Origin of the sequence: Streptomyces fumanus (assembly GCF_014655295.1) — a bacterium.
GTDB lineage: Bacteria > Actinomycetota > Actinomycetes > Streptomycetales > Streptomycetaceae > Streptomyces > Streptomyces fumanus.
Genome location: NZ_BNBI01000002.1, coordinates 603,022 through 628,340, shown reverse-complemented (window position 1 = coordinate 628,340; position 25,319 = coordinate 603,022). Strand labels below are relative to the sequence as shown.

The 25,319-nt window shown below is 71.5% G+C and carries 21 protein-coding genes and 7 tRNA genes; 16 read left to right on the top strand and 12 right to left on the bottom strand.

Going from position 1 to position 25,319, the window contains the following annotated elements; all coding sequences use genetic code 11:
* Nucleotides 1-56 precede the first annotated feature (56 nt).
* Nucleotides 57-602: a hypothetical protein gene (locus IE316_RS07085; RefSeq protein ID WP_190203241.1), complete on the bottom strand. Its 546-nt coding sequence runs from the start codon at nucleotides 600-602 to the stop codon at nucleotides 57-59.
* A 72-nt stretch (nucleotides 603-674) separates the two neighbouring features.
* Entirely contained in the window at nucleotides 675-1,025 is a 351-nt protein-coding gene (locus IE316_RS07080; RefSeq protein WP_190203240.1) for a metallopeptidase family protein, read from the bottom strand.
* A gap of 86 nt (nucleotides 1,026-1,111) precedes the next feature.
* Here IE316_RS07080 and IE316_RS07075 point away from each other — a divergent pair, with 86 nt between their 5' ends.
* The 6 genes from IE316_RS07075 to IE316_RS07050 all read left to right on the top strand — a co-directional run bounded on the left by IE316_RS07075 (nucleotide 1,112) and on the right by IE316_RS07050 (nucleotide 7,289).
* Entirely contained in the window at nucleotides 1,112-2,698 is a 1,587-nt protein-coding gene (locus IE316_RS07075; RefSeq protein ID WP_190203239.1) for a metallophosphoesterase family protein, read from the top strand.
* Nucleotides 2,699-2,778: 80 nt separating this feature from the next.
* Nucleotides 2,779-2,851: transfer RNA gene (locus IE316_RS07070), tRNA-Glu, on the top strand.
* A 36-nt stretch (nucleotides 2,852-2,887) separates the two neighbouring features.
* Nucleotides 2,888-2,962 (top strand) — tRNA-Asp (locus IE316_RS07065).
* Nucleotides 2,963-2,986: 24 nt separating this feature from the next.
* A tRNA-Phe gene (locus tag IE316_RS07060) sits at nucleotides 2,987-3,060 on the top strand.
* 115 nt (nucleotides 3,061-3,175) lie between these two features.
* Nucleotides 3,176-7,120 carry an ATP-dependent RNA helicase HrpA gene (hrpA, locus tag IE316_RS07055; protein ID WP_190203238.1) on the top strand — a complete coding sequence of 1,315 codons (3,945 nt, stop codon included), beginning with the start codon at nucleotides 3,176-3,178 and terminating at the stop codon, nucleotides 7,118-7,120.
* 94 nt (nucleotides 7,121-7,214) lie between these two features.
* Nucleotides 7,215-7,289: transfer RNA gene (locus IE316_RS07050), tRNA-Asp, on the top strand.
* A 705-nt stretch (nucleotides 7,290-7,994) separates the two neighbouring features.
* Here the strand turns inward: IE316_RS07050 and bldC are convergent.
* Both bldC and IE316_RS07040 read right to left on the bottom strand, forming a co-directional pair.
* Nucleotides 7,995-8,201, bottom strand: a complete 207-nt coding sequence (gene bldC / locus IE316_RS07045) for a developmental transcriptional regulator BldC (RefSeq protein ID WP_003949541.1) — start codon at nucleotides 8,199-8,201, stop codon at nucleotides 7,995-7,997.
* Nucleotides 8,202-8,704: 503 nt separating this feature from the next.
* Nucleotides 8,705-9,556 carry a DUF8083 family protein gene (locus IE316_RS07040; RefSeq protein ID WP_190203237.1) on the bottom strand — a complete coding sequence of 284 codons (852 nt, stop codon included), beginning with the start codon at nucleotides 9,554-9,556 and terminating at the stop codon, nucleotides 8,705-8,707.
* Between the two features lie 221 nt (nucleotides 9,557-9,777).
* On the opposite strand from IE316_RS07040, the gene IE316_RS07035 reads away from it, so the two are divergent.
* Together IE316_RS07035 and IE316_RS07030 are read left to right on the top strand one after the other, a co-directional pair.
* Nucleotides 9,778-10,872, top strand: coding sequence for a Leu/Phe/Val dehydrogenase (locus tag IE316_RS07035; RefSeq protein WP_190203236.1), 1,095 nt, complete (start codon nucleotides 9,778-9,780; stop codon nucleotides 10,870-10,872).
* A gap of 309 nt (nucleotides 10,873-11,181) precedes the next feature.
* Complete coding sequence (locus IE316_RS07030) at nucleotides 11,182-11,439, top strand: DUF3073 domain-containing protein (RefSeq protein ID WP_190203235.1); 258 nt, start codon at nucleotides 11,182-11,184, stop codon at nucleotides 11,437-11,439.
* A 79-nt stretch (nucleotides 11,440-11,518) separates the two neighbouring features.
* Here IE316_RS07030 and purM read toward each other — a convergent pair whose 3' ends face one another.
* The 7 genes from purM to purS form a co-directional block, all read right to left on the bottom strand.
* Nucleotides 11,519-12,586, bottom strand: a complete 1,068-nt coding sequence (gene purM / locus IE316_RS07025) for a phosphoribosylformylglycinamidine cyclo-ligase (protein ID WP_190203234.1) — start codon at nucleotides 12,584-12,586, stop codon at nucleotides 11,519-11,521.
* Between the two features lie 47 nt (nucleotides 12,587-12,633).
* Nucleotides 12,634-14,163, bottom strand: a complete 1,530-nt coding sequence (purF, locus tag IE316_RS07020) for an amidophosphoribosyltransferase (protein WP_190203233.1) — start codon at nucleotides 14,161-14,163, stop codon at nucleotides 12,634-12,636.
* A 257-nt stretch (nucleotides 14,164-14,420) separates the two neighbouring features.
* The gene (locus IE316_RS07015) at nucleotides 14,421-14,870 is read right to left on the bottom strand and encodes an META domain-containing protein (RefSeq protein ID WP_229910224.1); all 450 of its coding nucleotides are present in this window, start codon (nucleotides 14,868-14,870) and stop codon (nucleotides 14,421-14,423) included.
* Nucleotides 14,871-14,943: 73 nt separating this feature from the next.
* The gene (locus tag IE316_RS07010; RefSeq protein ID WP_190203231.1) at nucleotides 14,944-15,741 is read right to left on the bottom strand and encodes a maleylpyruvate isomerase family mycothiol-dependent enzyme; all 798 of its coding nucleotides are present in this window, start codon (nucleotides 15,739-15,741) and stop codon (nucleotides 14,944-14,946) included.
* A gap of 326 nt (nucleotides 15,742-16,067) precedes the next feature.
* Nucleotides 16,068-18,326: a phosphoribosylformylglycinamidine synthase subunit PurL gene (gene purL, locus IE316_RS07005; protein ID WP_190203230.1), complete on the bottom strand. Its 2,259-nt coding sequence runs from the start codon at nucleotides 18,324-18,326 to the stop codon at nucleotides 16,068-16,070.
* A complete protein-coding gene (gene purQ / locus IE316_RS07000; protein ID WP_190203229.1) occupies nucleotides 18,323-19,003 on the bottom strand; it encodes a phosphoribosylformylglycinamidine synthase subunit PurQ in 681 nt (226 codons plus the stop codon). The genes purL and purQ overlap by 4 nt, the downstream gene beginning before the upstream one ends.
* Nucleotides 19,000-19,272, bottom strand: a complete 273-nt coding sequence (gene purS / locus IE316_RS06995) for a phosphoribosylformylglycinamidine synthase subunit PurS (protein WP_190203228.1) — start codon at nucleotides 19,270-19,272, stop codon at nucleotides 19,000-19,002. The genes purQ and purS overlap by 4 nt, the downstream gene beginning before the upstream one ends.
* A gap of 350 nt (nucleotides 19,273-19,622) precedes the next feature.
* Between purS and IE316_RS06990 the strand changes: the two genes are divergently transcribed.
* The 8 genes from IE316_RS06990 to IE316_RS06955 all read left to right on the top strand — a co-directional run bounded on the left by IE316_RS06990 (nucleotide 19,623) and on the right by IE316_RS06955 (nucleotide 24,330).
* A complete protein-coding gene (locus IE316_RS06990) occupies nucleotides 19,623-19,940 on the top strand; it encodes a histone-like nucleoid-structuring protein Lsr2 (protein ID WP_190203227.1) in 318 nt (105 codons plus the stop codon).
* A 116-nt stretch (nucleotides 19,941-20,056) separates the two neighbouring features.
* A tRNA-Gly gene (locus IE316_RS06985) sits at nucleotides 20,057-20,128 on the top strand.
* 81 nt (nucleotides 20,129-20,209) lie between these two features.
* A tRNA-Gly gene (locus IE316_RS06980) sits at nucleotides 20,210-20,282 on the top strand.
* Between the two features lie 156 nt (nucleotides 20,283-20,438).
* A complete protein-coding gene (locus tag IE316_RS06975; RefSeq protein WP_190203226.1) occupies nucleotides 20,439-21,575 on the top strand; it encodes an ABC transporter ATP-binding protein in 1,137 nt (378 codons plus the stop codon).
* 26 nt (nucleotides 21,576-21,601) lie between these two features.
* The gene (locus IE316_RS06970; RefSeq protein ID WP_190203314.1) at nucleotides 21,602-22,345 is read left to right on the top strand and encodes an ABC transporter permease; all 744 of its coding nucleotides are present in this window, start codon (nucleotides 21,602-21,604) and stop codon (nucleotides 22,343-22,345) included.
* Between the two features lie 2 nt (nucleotides 22,346-22,347).
* Complete coding sequence (locus IE316_RS06965) at nucleotides 22,348-23,619, top strand: sensor histidine kinase (protein WP_373311097.1); 1,272 nt, start codon at nucleotides 22,348-22,350, stop codon at nucleotides 23,617-23,619.
* A complete protein-coding gene (locus IE316_RS06960) occupies nucleotides 23,616-24,230 on the top strand; it encodes a response regulator transcription factor (protein ID WP_190203225.1) in 615 nt (204 codons plus the stop codon). Before IE316_RS06965 ends, IE316_RS06960 begins: the two co-directional genes overlap by 4 nt.
* Before the next feature lie 24 nt (nucleotides 24,231-24,254).
* Nucleotides 24,255-24,330 (top strand) — tRNA-Gly (locus tag IE316_RS06955).
* 57 nt (nucleotides 24,331-24,387) lie between these two features.
* Here the strand turns inward: IE316_RS06955 and IE316_RS06950 are convergent.
* Nucleotides 24,388-25,287 carry a phosphoribosylaminoimidazolesuccinocarboxamide synthase gene (locus tag IE316_RS06950; RefSeq protein ID WP_190203224.1) on the bottom strand — a complete coding sequence of 300 codons (900 nt, stop codon included), beginning with the start codon at nucleotides 25,285-25,287 and terminating at the stop codon, nucleotides 24,388-24,390.
* Nucleotides 25,288-25,319: the final 32 nt, after the last annotated feature.

The following is a 25,319-nucleotide window of genomic DNA, read 5'->3' as shown; positions in this document are numbered from 1 at the left end:
ACACCGCTCCTCAGACCCGCGCCCCACCTCAGGCACCGCCCCTCAGACCCCGCCCCTCAAACCGGCGCCCCCGCCCGAGGAGCCGGTTCCCGCTGCCCCAGTTGCGGTCCCGGCGGCTCGTGCGCCGAGGAGGACGGCTCGGCCACGGTCGGCTCCGGCGTGGGCGAGGCGGGCGGCTCCCTGGTCGGCGTCGGCTCGGGCACCGCCGTACGGCTCGGCTCGGGGGCGGCGGTCCGCGGCGGCGCCGGCCGGGTCGGGTCCCCGTCCTTGCCGCCGGAGCTCTGCCCGGCGGCCGACGGGGTGTCCGAGGGGTCCTTCCCCGTCGCGCCCGCCTTCGCGTGCCGCTTGCCGTCCTTGCCGCCGCCCTTGCCGTCCTTGCCGCCCCGGCCGGGCCGGCCGCCGGTGGCCGCCGCCTCGACCCCGGTGCCGCCGCCGACCGTCGCGGAACCGCCGTCGGGGGCCCCGGCGCCGGGCTCCGCCGCGGAGTGCGAGGGCCGCCCGCCCCCGCCCGGACCGTCGTCACCGACGCTCATGCAACCGGAGGCGGCGGCCACCGCCACGACCGCGGCGGCCAGACGGACGGGTACGTTCAAGGGGCGCACGGCAGCCACCTCCGGGGCGTCAGGGAGTCGTGGTACCCAACTCCCGCCGCCCGCGAGAGGACACGCGCCCGCTCATCCGTACCCCAGGGCGTGCAGCCGCGCGTCGTCGATGCCGAAGTGGTGGGCGATCTCGTGGACCACGGTCACCTCGGTCTCCGCGACGACCTCCTCGCGCGTGGCGCACATCCGCAGCGTCGGCCCCCGGTAGACGGTGATCCGGTCCGGCAGCACCCCCGCGTACCACTCCCCGCGCTCGGTCAGCGGCGTCCCCTCGTAGAGCCCGAGCAGCTCCGGGTCGTCCGCCGGCGGCTCGTCCTCCACGAACACCGCGACGTTGTCCATCAGCCGCGTCAGCTCCGGCGGGATCCGGTCCAGCGCCTCGGCGACCAGTTCCTCGAACTCCTCGCGCGTCATCTCCAGCACAGGCCCATTGTCGGGTACGCCACACCTCCGTGCGGAGCCGCGGGAGGCCCCGCATATCCACCGGCGGGCCTGGGCATACGGGCCCAATGGCCCGCGTCACCGCCGCTGTCCTGCACGTCCTCGACCGCACCCGCAAGACCACGCACTGCCTCGCCCGGCGCCGCCGCGCCCGCCGGACCGCCGCGCCGGTCGCACTGGCCGCCCGGCCGCACCCCTGGGCCCGCGCCCTCGGCCTGACCGCCGTCGTCCTGCTCGGCGCCTGGCTGGGCCTGCTGGTGGTGGGCAATGTCCGGGTGCCGGTCGGCCCGATGGACACCACCATGACGCTGCGGCCCTCCGTGACCGGCGGCACGAAGATCAATGTCTCGCCGCTGGGCGCCCTCCGCCTGGACAGCCATGTCGCGCCCGTCCGCCTGGACGTCAACGTCGACCAGCTCGACCCCGAGCGCGCGCAGGCCCTGGTCGACCACCCCGAGCGCCTCTCCGGGCTCCAGGACGAGGTCGCCGACGACGTCGCCCGGGGCACCCTCGACCTGGCGGTGCGCTCCGGGGTCGCCGTCGTCTCCGGCGCCACCGCGCTCGGCCTCGCGGTCTACCGCCGGCCGCGCCGCGCCCTCGGCGCCGGCGGGCTCGCCCTCGCCCTGCTGCTCGCCTCGGGCGGCACCGCGTACGCGACCTGGAAGCCGGACTCCGTGCTGGAGCCCAAGTTCTCCGGGCTGCTCTCCTCCGCGCCCTCCCTGGTCGGCGACGCCCGCAGCATCGTCACCGAGTTCGACGTCTACCAGAAGGAACTGGCCCGCCTGGTGACGAACGTGACCAAGCTGTACGACGTCACCTCCACGCTCCCCGCCTACCAGCCGGACCCCTCCACGATCCGGGTCCTGCACGTGTCGGACATCCACCTCAACCCGGCGAGCTGGAAGATCATCGCTTCGCTGGTGGAGCAGTACGAGGTGAACGTGATCGTCGACTCCGGCGACACGATGGACCACGGCTCGGCCGCCGAGAACGGCTTCCTGGACCCGATCGAGGACCTCGGCGCCCCGTACGTCTGGGTCCGCGGCAACCACGACTCGATGGAGACCCAGCGCTACCTCAAGGGCCTGAAGAACGTGCACGTCCTCGACGACGGCGCCGCCCGGACGGTGGCCGGCCTGCGCTTCGCGGGCATCGGCGACCCCCAGTTCACCCCCGACCGCGACCACCGGCCCGGCGCCGAGGCGTCCCAGGAACTGGCCGGCGCCCGGCTGGCCTCCGCCCTGAGCGACCAGCGCGCGGCCGGCACCCCGGTGGACGTCGCCGTCGCCCATGAGCCCTCGGCCGCCCGGGAGGTGGACGGCGAGGTGCCGCTGGTGCTGGCCGGCCATGTCCACCACGAGGACACGGAGGTCATGAAGTACGGCACCCGGCTGCGCATCGAGGGCTCCACCGGCGGCAGCGGGCTGCGCGCGGTGGAGGGCGAGTACCCCGACCCGATCCAGGCGTCGATCCTCTACTTCGACCGGAGCACCCGGCACCTCCAGGCTTGGGACGAGATCGAGCTGGGCGGCCTGGGCCTGACGACGGCGGAGGTCAGCCGGCATCTGCCGAAGGAGAACCAGCCCGGCGCCACCCCCTCCCCGAGCGAGGGCTCGCCGAGCCCCTCCGCGCGGCCCGCGACCAGGACTCCGTAAACCGTTTTGGCGATCGCTCCCGCCATCCCATATGCTTCTCACGTCCCCGACGCGCTGAGAAGCGCCCAGGCGGGCCGATAGCCCTCATCGTCTAGCGGCCTAGGACGCCGCCCTTTCAAGGCGGTAGCACGGGTTCGAATCCCGTTGGGGGCACGCAGTACGGTGTGCGACACTGTCGTACACACGCTTGGTCCTGTGGAGCAGTTTGGAGTGCTCGCCACCCTGTCAAGGTGGAGGCCGCGGGTTCAAATCCCGTCAGGACCGCTGAGGTTTCACGTGAAACCTCGCGGCTGGGTAGCTCAGTTGGTACGAGCGTTCGACTGAAAATCGAAAGGTCGCCGGTTCGACCCCGGCCCCAGCCACAACCACCCCCGTCGGGTCTCCCGGCGGGGGTTCTTGTGTGTCCGGGCGTGCGCCGGCGGGTGTGAGCAAAAGCGTTCGCCACGTTTTTCGCCGGGATGAGATCCTGGAACCCGTATGTCTACGCATCCCGCCCCCACCCTCGGCGCCCTCGCCCCCCGTCTGACCGAGCTGTCGCTGCGTGACGCGCACCGGCTCGGGCGCAGGCTGGAAGGTGCCCGGAAGATCCGCAAGCCGGAGGCCCGCGCCGCCGTCCTCGCCGAGATCGAGGCGGAGGTCGACCGGGCCGCCCAGCGCATGGCCGAACGCCGGGCCCGGGTCCCCGCCGTCAGCTATCCCGAGCAGCTCCCCGTCAGCCAGAAGCGGGACCAGATCGCGGACGCCATCCGCGACCACCAGGTCGTCATCGTGGCCGGTGAGACCGGGTCCGGGAAGACCACCCAGATCCCCAAGATCTGCCTCGACCTCGGCCGCGGCGTCCGGGGCATGATCGGGCACACCCAGCCCCGGCGGATCGCCGCCCGCACCGTCGCCGAACGGGTCGCGGACGAGCTGGACAGCCCGCTCGGCGAGGCCGTCGGCTGGAAGGTGCGGTTCACCGACCAGGTGAACCCGGACGCCACCTTCGTGAAGCTGATGACGGACGGCATCCTGCTCGCCGAGATCCAGACCGACCGCGAGCTGCGCGCCTACGACACCATCATCATCGACGAGGCCCACGAGCGGTCCCTCAACATCGACTTCCTGCTGGGCTACCTCGCCCAGTTGCTGCCCAAGCGGCCCGACCTCAAGGTCGTCATCACCTCGGCGACCATCGACCCCGAGCGTTTCTCCCGGCACTTCGGCGACGCCCCGATCATCGAGGTCAGCGGGCGGACGTACCCCGTCGAGGTGCGCTACCGGCCGCTGCTTGAGGAGGACGGCGAGGACGCCGACCGGGACCAGATCACCGCCATCACCGACGCCGTCGAGGAGCTGATGGCCGAGGGCCAGGGCGACATCCTCGTCTTCCTCTCCGGTGAGCGCGAGATCCGGGACACCGCCGACGCGCTGGAGAAGAAGAAGTACCGCTTCACCGAGGTCCTTCCGCTGTACGCGCGGCTCTCGCACGCCGAGCAGCACCGCGTCTTCCAGCCGCACACCGGCCGCAGGATCGTTCTGGCGACCAATGTCGCCGAGACCTCGCTGACCGTGCCCGGCATCAAGTACGTCATCGACCCCGGCTTCGCCCGGATCTCCCGCTACAGCCACCGCACCAAGGTGCAGCGGCTGCCCATCGAGCCGATCTCGCAGGCCAGCGCCAACCAGCGCAAGGGCCGCTGCGGCCGTACCTCCGACGGCATCTGCATCCGGCTGTACTCCGAGGACGACTTCCTCGCCCGGCCGGAGTTCACCGACGCCGAGATCCTGCGGACCAACCTGGCCTCCGTCATCCTGCAGATGACCGCGGCCGGCCTCGGCGACATCGAGAAGTTCCCGTTCATCGACCCGCCGGACCACCGCAACATCCGCGACGGCGTGCAGCTCCTCCAGGAGCTCGGCGCCCTCGACCCGGCCCAGAAGGACCCCCGCAAGCGGCTCACCGAGACCGGGCGCAAGCTCGCCCAGTTGCCGGTCGACCCGCGGCTGGCCCGCATGGTGCTGGAGGCCGACCGGAACGGCTGCGCCCGCGAGGTCATGGTCATAGCCGCCGCCCTGTCCATCCAGGACCCGCGCGAACGCCCCGCCGACAAGCAGACCCAGGCCGACCAGCAGCACGCCCGCTTCAAGGACGAGACCAGCGACTTCCTCGCCTTCCTCAACCTCTGGCGCTATCTGCGCGAGCAGCAGAAGGAGCGCGGCTCCTCCTCCTTCCGCCGGATGTGCAAGCAGGAGTACCTCAACTTCCTGCGCATCCGCGAATGGCAGGACATCTACACGCAGTTGCGCACGGTCGCCAAGCAGATGGGCATCCACCTCAACGAGGACGACGCCCCCGGCGACCGGATCCACCAGTCGCTGCTGGCCGGACTGCTGTCCCACGTCGGCATGAAGGACGTCAAGGACGGCGCGAAGAACGAGTACCTGGGCGCCCGCAACGCCAAGTTCGCGATCTTCCCCGGCTCGGCCCTGTTCAAGAAGCCGCCGCGGTTCGTGATGTCCGCCGAGCTGGTGGAGACCTCGCGGCTGTGGGCCCGGGTCAACGCCAAGATCGAACCGGAGTGGGTGGAGCCGCTCGCCGGCCACCTCCTCAAGCGCACCTACAGCGAACCGCACTGGGAGAAGGACCAGGCGGCCGTGATGGCGTACGAGAAGGTCACGCTGTACGGCGTGCCGATCGTCGCCCAGCGCAAGGTGAACTACGGCCGGATCGACCCCGAGGCCAGCCGCGAGCTGTTCATCCGCAACGCGCTGGTCGAGGGCGACTGGCGCACCCACCACAAGTTCTTCGCCGACAACCGCAAGCTGCTCACCGAGGTCGAGGAGCTGGAGCACCGCGCCCGGCGCCGGGACATCCTGGTCGACGACGAGACCCTCTTCGACTTCTACGACCAGCGCATCCCCGAACACGTCGTCTCCGGCGCCCACTTCGACTCCTGGTGGAAGCACAAGCGCCACGAGCAGCCCGACTTCCTCGACTTCGAGCGCGAGATGCTCATCAACGAGAAGGCGGGCGCGGTCACCAAGGCCGACTATCCGGACTCCTGGCGGCAGGGACCGCTCAAGTTCCGGGTCACCTACCAGTTCGAGCCGGGCGCGGACGCCGACGGCGTGACCGTGCACATCCCGCTCCAGGTCCTCAACCAGGTCACCGACGAGGGCTTCGACTGGCAGATCCCGGGCCTGCGCGAGGAGGTCGTCACCGAGCTGATCCGGTCCCTGCCCAAGCCGATCCGCCGCCACTACGTGCCGGCCCCGAACTACGCCAAGGCGTTCCTGGAGCGGGCGGTGCCCCTCCAGGAGCCGCTGACGGTGACGATGGCCCGCGAGCTGAAGCGGATGGTCGGCGTGCCGTTCGAGGCGGAGGACTTCGACTGGTCGAAGGTCCCCGACCACCTCAAGATCACCTTCCGGATCACCGACGAGCGGCGCCGCAAGCTGGCCGAGGACAAGGACCTGGAGGCGCTCAAGCTCCGGCTCAAGCCCAAGGCCCGAAAGGCCCTGTCGCAGGCCGCCGCGGCCACGGCGGAACGGCGGGGCGGGGAGGCGCTGGAGCGCTCCGGGCTCACCGACTGGACGATCGGCGCCCTCACCCGCGTCTTCGAGACCCGCCGGGCCGGCCAGCCGGTCAAGGCGTACCCGGCGCTGGTGGACGACGGCGACACCGTCTCCGTACGCCTCTTCGACACCGAGGCCGAGCAGGCGCGGGCGATGTGGACGGGCACCCGGCGGCTGATCCTGCGCAACATTCCGGTCAACCCCGCGAAGTTCGCGTCCGAGAAGCTGACCAACCAGCAGAAGCTCGCCCTGTCCGCCAATCCGCACGGCTCCATCCAGGCGCTGTTCGACGACTGCGCCACGGCCGCCGCCGACCGGCTCATCGCCGACTTCGGCGGTCCGGCGTGGGACGAGGAGTCCTACCGCAAGCTGTACGACAAGGTCCGCGCGGAGATCGTCGACACGACGGTCCGCACGGTGGGCCAGGTGCAGCAGGTGCTCGCCGCCTGGCAGGCCGCCGAACGCCGCCTGAAGGCCGTACGCAGCCCCGCGCTGCTGCCCAACCTCCAGGACGTCCGGGAGCAGCTCGACGGCCTGGTGAAGCCCGGGTTCGTGACGGAGGCGGGGCTGAAGAGGCTGCCGGACCTGGTGCGGTACCTGATCGCGGTGGACCGGCGGCTGCAGCAGATGCCGGCCAACGTCCAGCGGGACACCACCCGGATGGAGAAGGTCCACGAGATGCGGGACGAGTACGCGTGGCTGCTGGAGCAGATGCCGCGCGGCCGGCCGGTGCCGCGGGCGGTGCTCGACATCCGCTGGATGATCGAGGAGCTGCGGGTCAGCTACTTCGCGCACGCGCTGGGCACGGCGTACCCCGTCTCCGACAAGCGGATCGTGAAGGCGATCGACGCGCTGGCGCCGTGAGGAGGCCCCTACGGAGGGTGAGTTCGACCAGTGGCTCACCCTCCTGTAGAGTCCTTCTCGCAGCGCAACGCAGTACGGAAGCGCCGCACCACCTGGTCCTGTGGAGCAGTTTGGAGTGCTCGCCACCCTGTCAAGGTGGAGGCCGCGGGTTCAAATCCCGTCAGGACCGCAGTGAGTTGAAGGCCCTCGTCATCGAGACGGGGGCCTTCTCGCATGCCCCCGTGTGTGCCCCCGGTGCCCTTGACGGCCGCACACCCCGCTCGGTACTCCGGTGGGAGGGCCCGTTCCCCCGTGCGGCCCCCGGAGGTGGCGTATGGCGGCATCGGCGCGGCCGGCGAGGGTATTCCGCCCCGCCGCCCCCGAAAGGCCGTCAGACGGCCGTTCAGGACGAGAGCCCGGCCGGCGCATGACGACCGGCGCCCGCCCAACACCCGTGCCGCCGTGGGCCGATGGAAACACGCGCCCCAATAGCGCATGGAGACCGTACCCAACAAGCCAATCGGTATGTGACGGGTGTCACTGCACCAGTTTCTGAAACAGGGGCACTTACGCCTCGCCTACAACTGGTCAATTTAATATGTGCAATTGCACTGGTCGCAGAGGTGTCCCACAGCCGATCCGACAGCGCCCCCCAGACTCCGACAAGGCCGCGCACAGAGCACCGGAAAGGCCCCGCCGCCAGGCACAAAAAAGATCGCGCCGGACCCGGCGGAGTCCGGCGCGATCTGACGACGCACCCTGTGAATTGCCTATGAGGTTCTGATACGGCGTGGGCGTGGGGCCTGTTGGGGCAGTTCCCCGCGTCGCTTGGAGCTGCGGTGCGGGACGTCCGGGCGGGTTGGGGGACCGGCCGGACCGTCCGTCATGCGGTGGTTCAGGCTTCGCTGCGCTGCTGCGGGATGCCCGCGAGCAGGGCGCGGACCTCGGCTTCGCGGTAGCGGCGGTGCCCGCCGAGCGTGCGGATCGACGTGAGCTTGCCGGCCTTCGCCCAGCGCGTGACCGTCTTCGGGTCGACGCGGAACATGGTGGCGACCTCAGCCGGGGTCAGCAGCGGCTCGGCATCAGGGGTGCGAGCGGTCATGAGCGGCCTCCTCGGGAGAACCGAACCTTCTCGGTTCTTTCCTCTAAATTCTGCACCTTGACCCGCGTTGCCCGAAATGGCGGACGCGAGTCGAGTCGGTTATAGGACGAACGGCTTGTCCTCGGCACTACAACTACACCATCTGTCCAGCCGCGTCGGCCAAACCGATGGAATTGCCCTCCCAGGTGTTCATCAGCGACGGAAGCCGATGGACCATGCCATAGCGGACAGTCACGTCACTGTGACGATCAGTCACAGTGACGTTCAGGAGTTACCAGACCCCCCAAAGCAGGACGGATAGAGTACTCCCCGGACTCCTTGTCCTATTTTGGCATGAGGAGGGGCAAGGGACGCAAGAGTGGGGTACGTGCGGTCCGTCACGCTTGAGTCATACGCCCGGATCGGGACCTACGTCCCGCCGGTGGGGCATGACGGAGCATCAGGTGTCCCGAGGTTCTCCCGGAGCGAGTGACGAAACCCCAAAACGGGCGTCACGTCAAACGTCAGTTCGCCGACCGACGGTCCCGGACCGCCCGCCACCGCTCCACCAGCCGCCCGTACGCCGCCCCGGCCGCCGCCCCGTCGCCCCGCCGCAGCGCCTCGATCCCCTCGGCCACGTCCGCCGCGGAGTGGTCGTCCTCCAGCGCCCCGGCCGGCAGGGCGTGCACCAGGCCCCCGTAGTCCAGCTCCACCACCGAGCGCGGGTGGAACTCCTCCAGCCAGCGCCCCACGTCCACCAGGCCGTCGATCAGCGGCCCCTCGTCCACCGCCTCGCGCAGCGCCCGCAGCCCCCGGGCCACCCGCCGCCGGGCCTGCACCATCGGGGTGCGGTAGCGCAGCACCGGCGCCGCCGACCCGGGATCGCCGCCGCCCTTGTCGTACTCGCGCTCCGCGTCGGAGACGAGCACGAACCAGTTGATCGGCACCTGCCAGGTGGCGGTGCGGATCCACGGGCGGGCGTCCGGGTTGCGCTCCAGCCAGCGCCCGTAGTCCTGGGCCGCCTGCCGGCGCAGCACCGGCGGCAGCAGGGCGTCGAGGACCGGCTCGGGGAAGTCCTCGGCCAGCTTCTCCAGCGCCTGCCAGCTTCGCAGCCGGGTCCGCCACGGGCAGACGCAGACCACGCCGTCGGCCTCCAGCACGAAGGCGTCGGCGCTCTCGTGCACCGGCACCGGGACCGGCGGGGTGGGCAGCAGGTCGGCCAGCGAGCGGCGCAGCTCGTCCTGGTAGGAGGGCAGGTCGGTACGGCGGGCGTAGCGCGCCCAGTGGTCGCGCTCGGGCGCCGGGAAGGCGGCCAGCGGCTCGTACACACGCAAGTAGGCGGCGTACGGGACGACCACCGAGGACACCTTGGGCACGCCTGCTCCCTCCCCCGCGCACCGCGGTGAAAACCTGCCGCACCCGGTCACGAACGTGCGGCAATCTCGGCAAATCGTCGCACGGCCGTACTCCGTGCGGAGGTGATCCTGAGCACTGTGCGGCGGCAGAACGGCACCAGGCTCTAATCTCGTGCCACGGTTCCCGCCACCCGCACGGGAACCCGTCTTCGACCGGCGCAACTTACTCAGGAGTCACCACCGTGACCGATGTAACCGGCGCACCTGCTGATGTACTGCACACCCTGTTCCACTCGGACCAGGGCGGTCATGAGCAAGTCGTGCTCTGCCAGGACCGGGCCAGCGGCCTCAAGGCCGTCATCGCCGTCCACTCCACCGCCCTGGGCCCCGCCCTCGGCGGCACGCGCTTCTACCCGTACGCGACCGAGGCCGAGGCGGTCGCCGACGCGCTGAACCTGGCGCGCGGGATGTCCTACAAGAACGCCATGGCCGGGCTCGACCACGGCGGCGGCAAGGCCGTGATCATCGGCGACCCCGAGCGCGACAAGACCGAGGACCTGCTGCTCGCCTACGGCCGGTGCGTGGCCTCGCTCGGCGGCCGGTACGTCACCGCCTGCGACGTCGGTACGTACGTCGCCGACATGGACGTCGTGGCCCGCGAGTGCCGCTGGACCACCGGACGCTCCCCCGAGCACGGCGGCGCCGGCGACTCCTCCGTCCTCACCGCCTTCGGCGTCTACCAGGGCATGCGGGCCAGCGCCCAGCACCTGTGGGGCGACCCCTCGCTGCGCGACCGCACCGTCGGCATCGCGGGCGTCGGCAAGGTCGGCCGGCACCTGGTGGAGCACCTCCTCGCGGAGGGCGCCCAGGTCGTCGTCACCGATGTGCGCGCGGACGCGGTGCGCGCGGTCACCGAGCGCCACCCGTCGGTCCGGGCGGCGGCGGACACCGACGCGCTGGTGCGCACCGCGGGCCTGGACATCTACGCGCCGTGCGCGCTGGGCGGGGCGCTGAACGACCTCTCCGTGCCGGTGCTCACCGCCAAGGTGGTCTGCGGCGCCGCCAACAACCAGCTCGCCCACCCGGGCGTGGAGAAGGACCTCGCCGACCGCGGCATCCTCTACGCGCCGGACTACGTGGTGAACGCGGGCGGCGTGATCCAGGTCGCCGACGAGTTGCACGGCTTCGACTTCGACCGGTGCAAGGCGAAGGCCGCGCAGATCTACGACACCACGCTGGCCATATTCGCACGTGCGAAGGAGGACGGGATTCCGCCGGCCGCCGCGGCCGACCGGATCGCCGAACAGCGGATGGCGCAGGCGCGCGGACGGGGCTGATCCGGAGCCGTTCGGGAGCGCCCCGTCCCGCTCCGGCGGTACCTGCCGGGCAGGAGTTGGAGAGAACTCTCACTTTGTCGGGCGGGTCGGCCGCCGATAAGTGGTTAAAATCGCGGTTGACCAGCGAGGACGGGGCGCCTCGAAGGTCCTGGGCGCGGCCACGTCCTGCGGGCGACGTACCGTATGGGCGCGGGCTCAGGTACCGTGGAAGCCCTACGGACCGGTCTCTCCACGGAGAGCTCGTTCCGGATCATGAACGCGTGTCAAGACTCTGGGGCCGTCGAGCCCCGTCGTTGAGGGGGTCGAGCCATGGGGCGCGGCCGGGCCAAGGCCAAGCAGACGAAGGTCGCCCGCCAGCTGAAGTACAACAGCGGTGGGACTGATCTCTCCCGCCTGGCCGAGGAGCTGGGCGCATCGACGTCGAGTCCGCCACCGCCTAGCGGCGGGCGGTTCGAGGACGATGAGCATGACGACGACGACCTGTACTCCCGGTACGCCGACCTCTATGAGGACGACGACGAGGAGGACGAGGACGGCCAATCCTCGCAGCATCGTCGCGGCGCTTGACCTTGTACTGAACACGAGACCGGTCGGTGACTGATGTCACCGGCCGGCTTCTGTGCTACCCGCACCGGTGGTGCCTCGCTCAGACGGCGTAGTCGCCGGTCAGGGCGGCGCCCGTCGGGTGGTCGCCGCGCTCGGTGATCTCGCCGGCCACCCAGGCGTCCACGCCGCGGTCGGCCAGCGTCGCCAGCGCCACGTCGGTGGAGTCCGGCGGGACGACGGCGATCATGCCGACGCCCATGTTCAGGGTCTTCTCCAGCTCCAGGCGCTCCACCTGGCCGGTCCGGCCGACCAGGTCGAAGATCGGGTCCGGGGTCCAGGTGGACCGGTCGACGACCGCGTGCAGGGTGTCGGGGATCACCCGGGCCAGGTTGGCGGCGAGGCCGCCGCCGGTGATGTGGCTGAAGGCGTGCACCTCGGTGGTGCGGGTGAGGGCCAGGCAGTCCAGCGAGTAGATCTTGGTCGGCTCCAGGAGTTCCTCGCCGAGGGTGCGGCCGAGGTCGTCCACGTGCGCGTCCAGGGCCAGGCCGGCCTGGTTCAGCAGGACGTGCCGGACGAGTGAGTACCCGTTCGAGTGAAGGCCGGAGGCCGCCATGGCGATGACCGTGTCACCCGTACGGATGCGATCGGCGCCCAGCAGGCGGTCGGCCTCCACGACGCCCGTGCCGGCGCCGGCCACGTCGAAGTCGTCCGGGCCCAGCAGGCCGGGGTGTTCGGCGGTCTCGCCGCCGACCAGGGCGCAGCCGGCCAGCACACAGCCCTCGGCGATGCCCTTGACGATCGCGGCGACCCGCTCGGGGTGCACCTTGCCGACGCAGATGTAGTCGGTCATGAACAGCGGCTCGGCGCCGCTGACCACGATGTCGTCCATGACCATGGCGACCAGGTCCTGGCCGATGGTGTCGTAGACGCCCATCCGGCGGGCCACGTCGACCTTGGTGCCGACGCCGTCGGTGGCGGAGGCGAGCAGGGGCCGCTCGTACTTCTTGAGGGCGGAGGCGTCGAAGAGGCCGGCGAAGCCGCCGAGGCCGCCGAGGACCTCGGGGCGCCGGGTCTTGCGCACCCACTCCTTCATGAGTTCGACGGCGCGGTCGCCCGCTTCGATGTCGACGCCCGAAGCTGCGTAGCTGGCACCGGTTGTGTCAGGCATGACGATGAGAACCTTCGTGTCGTACGGCAGGTGTGGCGGACGGTCGGCTACGGGCGACGGATGGCGTCGGCGGCGGCCGTGGCGGCGGGCCCGGCGGCCAGCTCGGTCTCCAGGAGCTGCTTGCCGAGCAGCTCGGGGTCGGGCAGTTCCATCGGGTACTCGCCGTCGAAGCAGGCCCGGCAGAGGTTGGGCTTGGCGATGGTGGTCGCCTCGATCATGCCGTCGATGGAGATGTACGCCAGGGAGTCGGCGCCCAGCGAGGTGCCGATCTCGTCGATGCTCATGCCGTTGGCGATCAGCTCGGCGCGGGTGGCGAAGTCGATGCCGAAGAAGCAGGGCCACTTCACCGGCGGCGAGGAGATCCGGATGTGCACCTCGGCGGCGCCGGCCTCGCGGAGCATGCGGACCAGGGCCCGCTGGGTGTTGCCGCGGACGATGGAGTCGTCGACGACGACCAGCCGCTTGCCCTTGATGACTTCCTTCAGCGGGTTCAGCTTCAGCCGGATGCCCAACTGGCGGATGGTCTGCGAGGGCTGGATGAAGGTCCGGCCGACGTACGCGTTCTTGACCAGGCCGGCGCCGAACGGGATGCCGGACGCCTCGGCGTACCCGATCGCGGCCGGGGTGCCGGACTCCGGGGTCGCTATGACCAGGTCGGCCTCGACCGGGGCCTCCGCGGCCAGTTTGCGGCCCATCTCCACCCGGGAGAGGTACACGTTCCGGCCGGCGATGTCGGTGTCCGGGCGGGCCAGGTAGACGTACTCGAAGACACACCCCTTGGGCTTTGCTTCCGCGAATCGGGAGGTGCGCAGGCCGTTCTCGTCGATGGCGACGAACTCGCCCGGCTCGATCTCCCGGACGTAGGCGGCACCGCAGATGTCCAGGGCGGCGGACTCGGAGGCGACGACCCAGCCGCGCTCCAGCCGGCCGAGGACCAGCGGGCGGATGCCCTGCGGGTCGCGGGCGGCGTAGAGGGTGTGCTCGTCCATGAAGACGAGCGAGAAGGCGCCCCGGACCTGCGGGAGGACGCGGTGCGCGGCCTCCTCGATGGTCAGCGGCTTGCCGTCCTCGTCCGTCTGGGCCGCGAGCAGCGCGGTGAGCAGGTCGGTGTCGTTGGTCGCCGCGACGCGCGGGGTGCGGCCGCCCTCCTGCTTGGGCAGGTCGGCGACCATCTCGGCGAGCTGGGCGGTGTTGACCAGGTTGCCGTTGTGGCCGAGCGCGATGGAACCGTGCGCGGTGGCGCGGAACGTCGGCTGGGCGTTCTCCCACACGGAGGCACCGGTGGTCGAGTAGCGGGCGTGACCGACCGCGATGTGTCCCTGGAGCGAGCCGAGGGAGGTCTCGTCGAAGACCTGGGAGACCAGGCCCATGTCCTTGAAGACGAGGATCTGGGAGCCGTTGCTGACCGCGATTCCCGCGGATTCCTGGCCCCGATGCTGGAGGGCGTAGAGCCCGAAGTAAGTGAGCTTGGCGACCTCTTCGCCGGGAGCCCAGACTCCGAAGACGCCGCATGCGTCCTGGGGGCCTTTCTCACCGGGGAGCAGATCATGACTGAGTCGTCCGTCACCACGTGGCACGTCTCCGAGTGTAGGCGAGGTCGACCACTGGTCCGAATTGGGGATGGCGCCGCCGCGGTGGCCCGCCGGTCGGCGGCCGGGCGGCGGCGGAGGTCATCCGTGCTGGTCAGAGCGGGCTTGAGCGGTCCGGTGCGCGGGACGGCGGGCCGCTCCCGGGGGCCCGGCCCCGGGCGGTCCGCCGTCTCTGAGTGAGTCTTCGCACACCCTTCGGGTGGTGGCGGAAGCGCTCAGGGTGATAGGGCCGTCGCGGACCGTCCCTACCCCGCGTCCGGGTGTCCGGTGAGGCGGACGGTGTCCCCGTCGGCGGCCTTCAGGGTGAGGTGGTCGCCGTCGACGTCGCTGGTGAGCGGGCCGGCGGTGAGGGTGCGGGCGAGGGCCTGCTCCACGGCCATGGAACGGTCCTCGCAGGCCCGCTCGGTCGCGGTGGCGTCGGTCAGCCGGACGCGGTCGCCGTCGACGGTGGCCTTGGCGCTGAAGCCGTTGCAGCCGTAGCTGCCCTCCGCGGTGCCGTCGGTGCCGATGGTCAGATAGGCGCCGTCGGCGACCGGGTGTTTCCGGCCGTCGGCGGTGATGCTGTCCACGTCCCAGCGGACGCCGGTCAGGGGTCGGGCGGTGCCGTCGGCCGCGCCGCTGCCGCCGTCGGCCTGTTCGCTGCCGCAGGCCGCCGCGAGCGGGACGAGCACGGCGACGGCCGCCGTCAGGGTCATGCGCTGCTTCTGCCTGTCCATGCCCCTTCGACGGGCGGACGGAGGGACCGGTTCCCGTCCCACGGGGGCGATTTCAGGCCATCACGGGCAGCAGCCCCGCCAGGTCGGCCCGCTCCCCGCTCGCGCTCACCGCGGCGGCGGCGAGGGCGTCCCGCCAGGCCAGCCGTCCGGTGGCGAGCCTGACCCAGGTCAGCGGGTCGGTCTCGACCACGTTGGGCGGGGTGCCGCGGGTGTGCCGGGGCCCCTCGACGCACTGCACGACGGCGTACGGCGGGACCCGCACCTCGGTGGAGCCGCCGGGCGCCTTCACCGCGAGGGCGTCGGCCAGCAGCCGGGTCGCGGCGGCCAGCGCCTGCCGGTCGAGCGGGACGTCCAGGCCGGGCACGGCGTCGTTGAGGTCGTCGGTGTGGACGACGAGTTCGACGGTCCGGGTGACGAGGTAGTCGGCGAGCGGCAGGGCGCCGGAGCCGGTATCCAGCAGCCGGGTGCCGGGGTGGGCGTCGAGGTCGGCGGCGAACTGCCGTTCCATCTCGGCAAGGTGGGCGTCGAGGTCGGGGTGCTGTGCGGCGCGCTCCCGGGCGGTGTCGGCGATGGCCGGGGCCGCGGCGGCGATGGCCAGCGGCCAGGCGGCCAGGTGCCCGTCCGGGCGGGGCGGCTCGGGCATGCCGAGCAACCGGTGCGGTGCCGCGAACACCATCCCGAAGTGCGCCACCAGCTCCCGTACGGTCCAGTCGCCCAGCCGGGTCGGCAGGGCGAGCTGCTCGGGGGTGAGGGTGGCGACGGCGGCGCGGACATGCCCGTACTGCGCGAACACGGCGGCACGGGTCCGGGCGGGGTCGTAGCTGCGGGGGCGTTTCCTGGCCGGGGGCATGGGGGGAGCCTATGCGGGGCGGGGGCCTGTGAGCACGGGGGTTACGGCGATGGGGCCGGGGCGGCCGGGAGGCATGAGGGGGCCTATGCGGGGCGGGGGCCCGGGGGGTCGGGGGGCTCGGGGCCGGGGCACGGGGGGCCGGGGGCACAGGGGTTACGGCGATGGTGGCGGGGCGGCCGGGAGGCCCGGGGTTACGGCGACGCCGGGGCCGTACGGGCGGTGGAGGCACCGCCACGGCGGCGGGGCGGCCGGGAGGCATGAAGGACGCGGCGACGGCGGCGCCCGTGGGGGCCGCCGCCGCCGTCGTCGTCGTGCGTCCGTGCCGGTCAGGCCAGCAGTGACGGGATCGTGTTCTCGTGAGCCTCGCGGAGTTCCGTCAGGGTGAGCGCGAACTCGCCCTGGACCTCGACCGTGTCCCCGTCGACCACACCGACGCGGGTGGCCGGCAGGCCCCGCGCACCGCACATGTCGGTGAACCGCAGCTCCTCCGAGCGCGGTACGGCGACGATCGCGCGGCCGGCCGACTCGGAGAACAGGAACGTGAAGGCGTCCAGCCCGTCGGGGACGATCAGCCGCGCGCCCTTGCCGCCGAGCAGCGCCGACTCCACGACCGCCTGGACCAGACCGCCGTCGGACAGGTCGTGTGCCGAGTCGATCATGCCGTCGCGGGAGGCGGAGATCAGGATCTCGGCGAGCAGCTTCTCGCGCTCCAGGTCGACCTGGGGCGGCAGTCCGCCGAGGTGGTCGTGGATCACCTGGGACCAGGCCGAGCCGCCGAACTCCTCGCGGGTGTCGCCGAGCAGGTAGAGGAGCTGGCCCTCCTCCTGGAAGGCGACCGGCGTGCGCCGGGCCACGTCGTCGATGACGCCGAGGACCGCGACGACCGGGGTCGGGTGGATGGCGGCCTCGCCGGTCTGGTTGTAGAGCGAGACGTTGCCGCCGGTCACCGGGGTGCCGAGCTGCCGGCAGCCGTCCGCGAGACCCCGCACGGCCTCCGCGAACTGCCACATCACCGCAGGGTCCTCCGGCGAGCCGAAGTTCAGGCAGTCGGAGACGGCCAGCGGCTTGGCGCCGGTGGTGGCGACGTTGCGGTACGCCTCGGCCAGGGCGAGCTGGGCGCCGTGGTACGGGTCGAGCTTGGCGTAGCGGCCGTTGCCGTCGGTGGCGATGGCGACGCCGAGGCCGGTCTCCTCGTCGATCCGGATCATGCCGGAGTCCTCGGGCTGGGCGAGCACGGTGTTGCCCTGCACGAAGTGGTCGTACTGCTGGGTGATCCACTGCTTGGACGCCTGGTTCGGGGACGAGACCAGCTTCAGGACCTGGTCCTTCAGCTCCTCGCCGGAGGCCGGCCGGGGCAGCTTGCCCGCGTCGTCGGCCTGGAGGGCGTCCTGCCAGTCGGGGCGGGCGTAGGGGCGCTCGTAGACCGGGCCGTCGTGGGCGACCGTGCGCGGGTCGACGTCGACGATCTTCTCGCCGTGCCAGAAGATCTCCAGGCGGTCGCCGTCGGTGACCTCACCGATGACGGTGGCGATGACGTCCCACTTGTCGCAGATCTCCAGGAAGCGGTCGACCTTGCCGGGCTCGACCACCGCGCACATGCGCTCCTGCGACTCGCTCATGAGGATCTCCTCGGGCGAGAGCGTGGAGTCGCGCAGCGGCACGTCGTCCAGGGTGACGCGCATGCCGCCGGAGCCGTTGGAGGCCAGTTCGCTGGTGGCGCAGGACAGGCCCGCGGCGCCCAGGTCCTGGATGCCGACGACGAGCTTCTCGGCGAACGCCTCCAGGGTGCACTCGATGAGCAGCTTCTCCTGGAAGGGGTCACCGACCTGGACGGCGGGGCGCTTGGAGGGCTTGGCGTCGTCGAAGGTCTCGCTCGCCAGGATGGAGGCGCCGCCGATGCCGTCGCCGCCGGTCCGGGCCCCGTACAGGATGACCTTGTTGCCCGCGCCGGACGCCTTGGCGAGGTGGATGTCCTCGTGCCGCATCACACCGATGGCACCCGCGTTGACCAGCGGGTTGCCCTGGTAGCAGGCGTCGAAGACGACCTCGCCGCCGATGTTGGGCAGGCCCAGGCAGTTGCCGTAGCCGCCGATGCCGGCGACGACGCCGGGCAGTACCCGCTTGGTGTCGGGGTGGTCGGCGGCGCCGAAGCGCAGCGGGTCGACCACGGCGACCGGGCGGGCGCCCATCGCGATGATGTCGCGGACGATGCCGCCGACGCCGGTGGCCGCGCCCTGGTAGGGCTCGACGTAGGAGGGGTGGTTGTGCGACTCCACCTTGAAGGTGACCGCGTAGCCCTGGCCGACGTCGACCACACCGGCGTTCTCGCCGATGCCGACCAGCAGGGCGTCGCTCTCGGGGGCCTTCTCGCCGAACTGGCGCAGGTGCACCTTGGAGGACTTGTACGAGCAGTGCTCGGACCACATCACCGAGTACATGGCGAGTTCGGCGCCGGTGGGCCGGCGGCCGAGGATCTCGACGACCCGCTCGTACTCGTCCTTCTTCAGGCCCAGTTCGGCCCAGGGCAGCTCGACGTCGGGGGTCGCGGTCGCGTGCTCGACCGTGTCCAGAGGCGTCCGGCTCATGCGTTGACCAGCTTCTTCAGGATCGAGGTGAAGAACGGCAGGCCGTCGGTGCGGCCGGTGCCGATCAGCGGCTCCACGGCGTGCTCGGGGTGCGGCATCAGGCCGACGACGTTGCCGGCGGCGTTGGTGACGCCGGCGATGTCGTTGAGCGAGCCGTTGGGATTGACGTCTACGTAGCGGAAGGCGACGCGGCCCTCGGCCTCCAGCTCGTCCAGCGTGCGCCGGTCGGCGACGTAGCGGCCGTCCATGTTCTTCAGCGGGATGCTGATCTCCTGGCCGGCGGTGTAGTCGCTGGTCCAGGCGGTATCGGCGTTCTCCACCCGCAGCTTCTGGTCCCGGCAGATGAAGTGCAGGTGGTCGTTGCCGAGCATGCCGCCGGGGAGCAGGTGGGCCTCGGTGAGGATCTGGAAGCCGTTGCAGATGCCCAGCACCGGCAGGCCGGTCTTGGCCTGGTCGATGAGGGTGTCCATGACCGGCGAGAAGCGGGCGATGGCCCCGGCGCGCAGATAGTCGCCGTAGGAGAAACCCCCGCACAGCACCACGGCGTCGACCTGCTTGAGGTCCTTGTCCTTGTGCCAGAGCGCCACGGGTTCGGCGCCCGCGACCCGGATCGCGCGCTGCGTGTCCCGGTCGTCGAGACTGCCCGGGAAAGTGACGACGCCAATACGAGCGGTCACTTCGCGGCCTCCGCGACTTCCGCCGCTTCCTCGACCCGGACGGTGAAGTCCTCGATCACGGTGTTGGCGAGGAAGGATTCCGCAAGATCGTGGATGCGGGCGAGGGCGGCCTCGTCGAGGGGCCCGTCAACTTCCAGTTCGAAACGCTTTCCCTGGCGGACGTCCGAGATCCCGTCGAAACCCAGTCGCGGCAGTGCGCGCTGCACCGCCTGGCCCTGGGGGTCGAGGATCTCCGGCTTGAGCATGACGTCGACTACGACGCGTGCCACTGGCACTCCCGGTGTGTGGTGCTGAGCAGGTTCCTTCAGACTACCCGTACAAAATTTCTACGCGAGTAGAGTTGTAGGAAAGTACGTGACCCCCGTCACGATTCGGCCTCGGCGCCGGTCCTGTGCGAAAAGCTTCGGGAAAGATCCCGCCGGACCCGCCGACGCCTATTGCGCGGGGGACACGCCAAGAGATTTAGTCGGGCTTCACAATGCAATGCCGGGCACTGTACAAATGAAATGTCTTTAGCCGATACTTTGCCCAATTACTGGCGAACAGCCGGCATCTCGACGGCGTCCTGGCAGGTTGTGCCATGTCATCGGTCGGATGCCGCACGAAGGGACCGATATTCGTGGCGCAGCGTGTCGTGGTCACTCTCTTTGACGACATCGACGGCTCGGAAGCGGCGGAGACGATCGCCTTCGGACTCGACGGCCGGATGTACGAGATCGACCTGAACGAAGCCAATGCCCGGAAACTCCGCGAGTCCCTCGAACCGTACGTGGAGGCCGGTCGCAAGCGGTCGCGGTCCGGCAAGGCGTACCGGCAGACCGAGGTCGCGCCCGACCCGGCCGCCGTCCGCGCCTGGGCCCAGGCCAACAAGATGGAGGTGCCCGCGCGGGGCCGCATCCCCAAGAAGGTCTACGAGGCGTTCGCCGCGGCCCAGTGACCGACGGAGCCTCAGCCGCCCCTCGCGGCAACCGACTTGCGCGGCACCCCCGGTGATCAGCTAAAGTCTGGAGCACGCCGAGGGGCGGGGCCGAAAAGCCCGGCTCACGGAGGCATGCGGGTGTAGTTCAGTAGTAGAACATCCCCCTTCCAGGGGGAAGGCGCAGTGTGCGATCCCTGTCACCCGCTCCGCACCGCCGTACCGAGGTCGCTCGTCGATCAGGTAGGCTGGTGCCCGCACCGATCGGTGAAAGCCGGTCGGGAGCATCTGCGGACGTAGCTCAGTTGGTAGAGCGCAACCTTGCCAAGGTTGAGGTCGCGAGTTCGAGCCTCGTCGTCCGCTCGGGAAGAAGACCCCGGTCCCTCGGACCGGGGTCTTCTCGTGTTCCCTCCACCTACTCGACCTGCTCCACCTGTCCTGACCTGGTCTGACATTTGTCATACGGAGTCATGACAGCGCGCACTGCCGCCCGGCCCGCCGCGCCGGAAGACTCGGGGCATGGATGCGAACGGACACGAACACGTGATTGAGGTCACCGACCTGCGGCGTGTGTACGGGGGCGGGTTCGAGGCGGTGCGCGGCGTCAGTTTCACCGTGCGCCGCGGCGAGGTCTTCGCGCTGCTGGGCACCAACGGCGCCGGCAAGACCTCCACCGTGGAACTGCTGGAGGGCCTCGCCGCACCGGCCGGCGGCCGGGTCCGGGTCCTCGGCCACGACCCGTACACCGAGCGGGCCGCCGTACGACCCCGCACCGGTGTGATGCTCCAGGAGGGCGGCTTCCCGTCCGAGCTGACCGTCGCCGAGACCGCCCGGATGTGGGCGGGCTGCGTCAGCGGCGCCCGGCCCGTCGGGGAGGCGCTCGCGCTCGTCGGGCTCGATACCAAGGTCGGCGTACGGGTCAAGCAGCTCTCCGGCGGACAGCGGCGCCGCCTCGACCTGGCGCTCGCCCTGCTCGGCGAGCCCGAGGTGCTGTTCCTCGACGAGCCGACCACCGGACTGGACGTCGAAGGCCGCCGGGAGACCTGGGAGTTGGTACGCGCCCTGCGCGACGCCGGGACCACGGTGCTGCTGACCACGCACTACCTGGAGGAGGCCGAGAGCCTCGCCGACCGGCTGGCCATCCTGCACGAAGGGCGCATCGCGGCCACCGGGACACCGGCCGAGGTGACCGCCGCGCAGCCGTCCCGGATCACCTTCGAGCTGCCCGACGGCTGGTTCGTGGGCGACCTGCCCGCCCTCGCCGAGCTGGGCGTGACCGGCCACGAGACCGACGGGCGCACGGTACGGCTGCGCACCCGCGAGCTGCAGCGGGCGGCGACCGGGCTGCTGGTGTGGGCCGAGCGGGCCGGGGTGGAGCTGCGCCGGCTGGACGTGCGGTCGGCGTCGCTGGAGGAGGCGTTCCTGGGGATCGCGCGGGAGGCGGCCGAGGGCACCGCCCGGCCGGGCACCGGGACGACGCGGGGCGACGGGACGGGCCGGGGCGACGGAACCGGCGGGGGCGACGGGACAGGCCCGGGCAAGGGAACCGGCCGGGGCGACGGGACAGGCCCGGGCAAGGGAACCGGCCGGGGCAACGGGACAGGCCCGGGCAAGGGAACCGGCCGGGGCAACGGGACGAAAGAGTACGCCAAGTGAGCGCCACCACCACATCGGCCGGCCGGATGACCGCCCTCGCCCGGGCCGAACTCACCCTTCTCGGGCGGAGCAAGGGCACCCTCTTCGCCGCGCTGTTCGTGCCGCTGGTGCTGCCGGTCAGCGTGCGCTCCGCGGCCGAGGAGATGGACCTCGCCGAGGCCGGGCTGACCCCCGGCACCGTCGTGCTGCCCGCCGCGATCGGCTTCTCCCTGCTCTTCGCCGTCTACGCCGCCCTGGTCGGCGTCTTCGTCGTCCGCCGCGAGGAACTCGTCCTCAAGCGGCTGCGCACCGGCGAGCTGCGGGACACCGAGATCCTCGGCGGGTCCGCGCTGCCCGCCGTGCTCACCGGACTCGTCCAGTGCCTGCTGCTGGCCGTCGGCTGCGCCGTGCTCCTCGACCTGTCCGCGCCGTCCGCGCCCCACCTCGCCGTGCTCGGCGTGCTGCTCGGGCTCGTGATGTGCGCGGCGCTGGCCGCCGTCACCGCGGCCTTCACCCGGACGGGGGAGAGCGCGCAGGTCACGCCGATGCCGCTGATGATCGTATCGATGCTCGGCTCCGGTCTGTTCGTCCCGCTGGAACTGCTCCCCGACCGGTTGGCCACCGTCTGCGAACTGCTGCCGCTCACCCCGGTCGTCGAACTGGTCCGCGGCGGCTGGACCGGCGACCTGTCCGCCGCCGAGGCGCTCGGCGCGATCGCCCGGGCGGTGGCCTGGACCGCGCTGTCGGTGTTTGCTGTACGGCGGTGGTTCCGGTGGGAACCCCGGCACTGACCGTGGGAGGGGACAGCGTGCGGAGCGGGGTGTGCGAGCGGCCGCGCGGACCGAGAAGGCCGGGAAGCTGGTGGCGGCGGAAGAGCACGCCGGCGAAGGTGGAGACGTACACCCGGTGGTCGTTCCACTTCTTCGGCCTGATCGAGTTCGTGGCGATCGGTCTGTCGGCCTTCGACCGGGTGGAGCCGCCGCTCGCGAGCGCGCTGGCCCTGCTGGTCTCCGTCCACGCCGTGGTCTGCATGGTGACCGCCTCGCGGGCGCTGGACTGGACCCGCGGCCGGCGCCCCCAGCCGCTGAAACTGCTGTGGACGCTGGCCGCCGTCACCCTGCTGATCGCCGTCGCCGCCGTCGGCCTCGCCGAGCGCGGGCCGGACACCGGGCAGGTGGACGCCGCCGCGGGCTCGGTCTTCGGGGGTGTGCTCTGCTTCGGCGCGGGCGCCCTCGCGCTGGGCGTGCGCGACCGGCGGCGCGTGATCGGGGCCGTCGTCGGCTTCGGGGCAGGCGCCGGTCTGCTGTCCTTCCCGCTCGGGGTGCCCGGACCGGCCGTCCTGGTCACGGCGTGCGTGGTGCTGGTCGGCGCCGGGTTCCTCGCCTTCACCTCCGTCTTCTCGGTCTGGCTGCTCGACGCGGTCTACCAGCTCGACGAGGCCCGCGAGACCCGGGCCCGGCTCGCCGTCGCCGAGGAACGGCTGCGGTTCGGCCGGGACCTGCACGACGTGATGGGGCGCAACCTGGCCGTGATCGCCCTCAAGAGCGAGCTGGCCGTGCAGCTCACCCGGCGCGGACGACCCGAAGCGGTGGAACAGATGATCGAGGTGCAGCGCATCGCGCGGGAGTCCCAGCGGGAGGTCCGCGACGTCGTCCGCGGCTACCGCGAGGCCGACCTGGAGACCGAACTCACCGGCGCCCAGGGCGTGCTGGCGGCGGCGGGCATCGACTGCGCGGTGACCGGCGAGACCGCCGGGCTGCCCGGCCCGGTGCAGTCGGCGCTCGGCTGGGTGGTGCGCGAGGCCACCACCAACGTACTGCGGCACGGCAACGCGGACCGGTGCGCCGTCACCGTACGGACGACCGGGGAACGGGTGGTGCTCACCGTGGAGAACAACGGCGCCGGGACCGAACGCGGCCCCGGCGGCTCGGGACTGGCCGGGCTGCGCGAACGGCTCGGCGCGGTGGGCGGCACACTGACCGCGGGCCGCGCCGACGGCGGGGTGTTCCGGCTGGTGGCGGAGGTGCCGCTGACGGCGGCGGGCGTGCTGGAGGCCGCGTCATGAGCGAGGTGGTACGGCTGCTGCTCGCCGACGACGAGCATCTGATCCGCGGGGCCCTGGCCGCCCTGCTCTCCCTGGAGGACGACCTCATGGTGGTCGCCGAGGCCGCCACCGGACCCGAGGCGCTGGCCATGGCCCGGGCGCACCTGCCCGACGTGGCGGTACTGGACCTCCAGATGCCCGGCGCCGACGGTGTGACGGTCGCCACATCGTTACGGGCCGAGCTGCCCGACTGCCAGGTGCTGATCGTCACCAGTCACGGACGCCCCGGCCATCTGAAGCGGGCGCTCGCGGCGGGGGTGCGCGGGTTCGTGCCGAAGACGGTCAGCGCCCAGCGGCTCGCCGAGATCATCCGCACGGTGCACGCCGGAAACCGTTACGTCGATCCCGAGTTGGCCGCCGACGCCATCTCCGCCGGGGACTCGCCGCTGACCGCCCGGGAGGCCGAGGTGCTGGAGCTGGCCGCCGACGGGGCGCCCGTCGCGGAGATCGCCGAACGGGCCGCGCTCGCCGAGGGCACCGTGCGGAACTACCTCTCCTCGGCCGCCGGCAAGCTCGGCGCGGAGAACCGTCATGCGGCGGTGCGTCTCGCCCGCGAGCACGGTTGGGTATAGTGGTGCTCGCGCCACGGCGCAGATGCGAACGTAGCTCAGTTGGTAGAGCGCAACCTTGCCAAGGTTGAGGTCGCGAGTTCGAACCTCGTCGTTCGCTCCAGTGCGAAAAGCCCCCGGCTCCGGCCGGGGGCTTTTCGTCTGTCCAGCGCGACAGGCCCTAGCTCCAGCTCACGCCGGTCAGGCGCTCGTACGCCTCGATGTACTTGGCGCGGGTGGCGTCGACCACCCGCTGCGGCAGCGGCGGCGGGGGCTGCTCGCCCGTCCGGTCCCAGCCCGACTCCGCCGAGGTCAGCCAGTCCCGCACGTACTGCTTGTCGTACGACGGCTGGGCGCGGCCCGGCTCCCACTGGTCGGCGGGCCAGAAGCGGGAGGAGTCCGGGGTGAGCACCTCGTCGGCCAGGACCAGCTCCTCGTCCTCGAAGCCGAACTCGAACTTGGTGTCGGCCAGGACGATCCCCCGGTCGCGGGCGATGTCCCGGGCCCGGGAGTACACGGCGAGCGTGGCCTGCCGCAGTTGCGCGGCGGTGTCCGCGCCGACCTGGCGGGCGACCTCCTCGTAGGAGACGTTCTCGTCGTGCTCGCCGACCTCGGCCTTGGTGGCCGGGGTGAAGATCGGGGCGGGCAGCTCGGAGCCGTCGACCAGGCCCTCGGGCAGGGCCAGGCCGCACACCGTCCGCGTCTCGGCGTACTCCTTCAGGCCCGAGCCGGTGAGGTAGCCGCGGGCCACGCACTCCACCGGGACCATCCGCAACGACTTGCAGACCAGGGTGCGGCCCTGCCAGTCGGCGGGGGCGCCCGGCGGCAGCTCGGTGCTCAGCACATGGTTCGGCACCAGGTCGGCGAGCTGGTCGAACCACCACAGGGAGAGCTGCGTCAGGACCCGGCCCTTGTCGGGGATCTCGGTCGGCAGCACCCAGTCGTAGGCGGAGATGCGGTCGCTGGCGACCATCACGAGGTCGCCCGCCTCGTTCTGGTACAGGTCGCGCACCTTGCCGGTGTGCAGATGCACCAGACCCGGAACCTCCAGCGGCTCGGGCTTTTCGACGAATCCGGACACGGTTCCTCCCCGTGGTTCTGTCCAATGGGTCG

Excerpts from the sequence above, each read along its gene's own strand:
- IE316_RS06970 (WP_190203314.1), top strand. The coding sequence starts at position 21,602 with ATGACCGCCCTCGCCCGGGCCGAACTCACCCTTCTCGGGCGGAGCAAG.
- bldC (WP_003949541.1), bottom strand. The coding sequence starts at position 8,201 with ATGACCGCTCGCACCCCTGATGCCGAGCCGCTGCTGACCCCGGCTGAG.
- IE316_RS07015 (WP_229910224.1), bottom strand. The coding sequence starts at position 14,870 with ATGACCCTGACGGCGGCCGTCGCCGTGCTCGTCCCGCTCGCGGCGGCC.
- IE316_RS07030 (WP_190203235.1), top strand. The coding sequence starts at position 11,182 with ATGGGGCGCGGCCGGGCCAAGGCCAAGCAGACGAAGGTCGCCCGCCAG.
- IE316_RS06960 (WP_190203225.1), top strand. The coding sequence starts at position 23,616 with ATGAGCGAGGTGGTACGGCTGCTGCTCGCCGACGACGAGCATCTGATC.
- purL (WP_190203230.1), bottom strand. The coding sequence starts at position 18,326 with ATGAGCCGGACGCCTCTGGACACGGTCGAGCACGCGACCGCGACCCCC.
- IE316_RS07075 (WP_190203239.1), top strand. The coding sequence starts at position 1,112 with ATGGCCCGCGTCACCGCCGCTGTCCTGCACGTCCTCGACCGCACCCGC.
- IE316_RS06975 (WP_190203226.1), top strand. The coding sequence starts at position 20,439 with ATGGATGCGAACGGACACGAACACGTGATTGAGGTCACCGACCTGCGG.
- purM (WP_190203234.1), bottom strand. The coding sequence starts at position 12,586 with ATGCCTGACACAACCGGTGCCAGCTACGCAGCTTCGGGCGTCGACATC.
- hrpA (WP_190203238.1), top strand. The coding sequence starts at position 3,176 with ATGTCTACGCATCCCGCCCCCACCCTCGGCGCCCTCGCCCCCCGTCTG.
- IE316_RS07010 (WP_190203231.1), bottom strand. The coding sequence starts at position 15,741 with ATGCCCCCGGCCAGGAAACGCCCCCGCAGCTACGACCCCGCCCGGACC.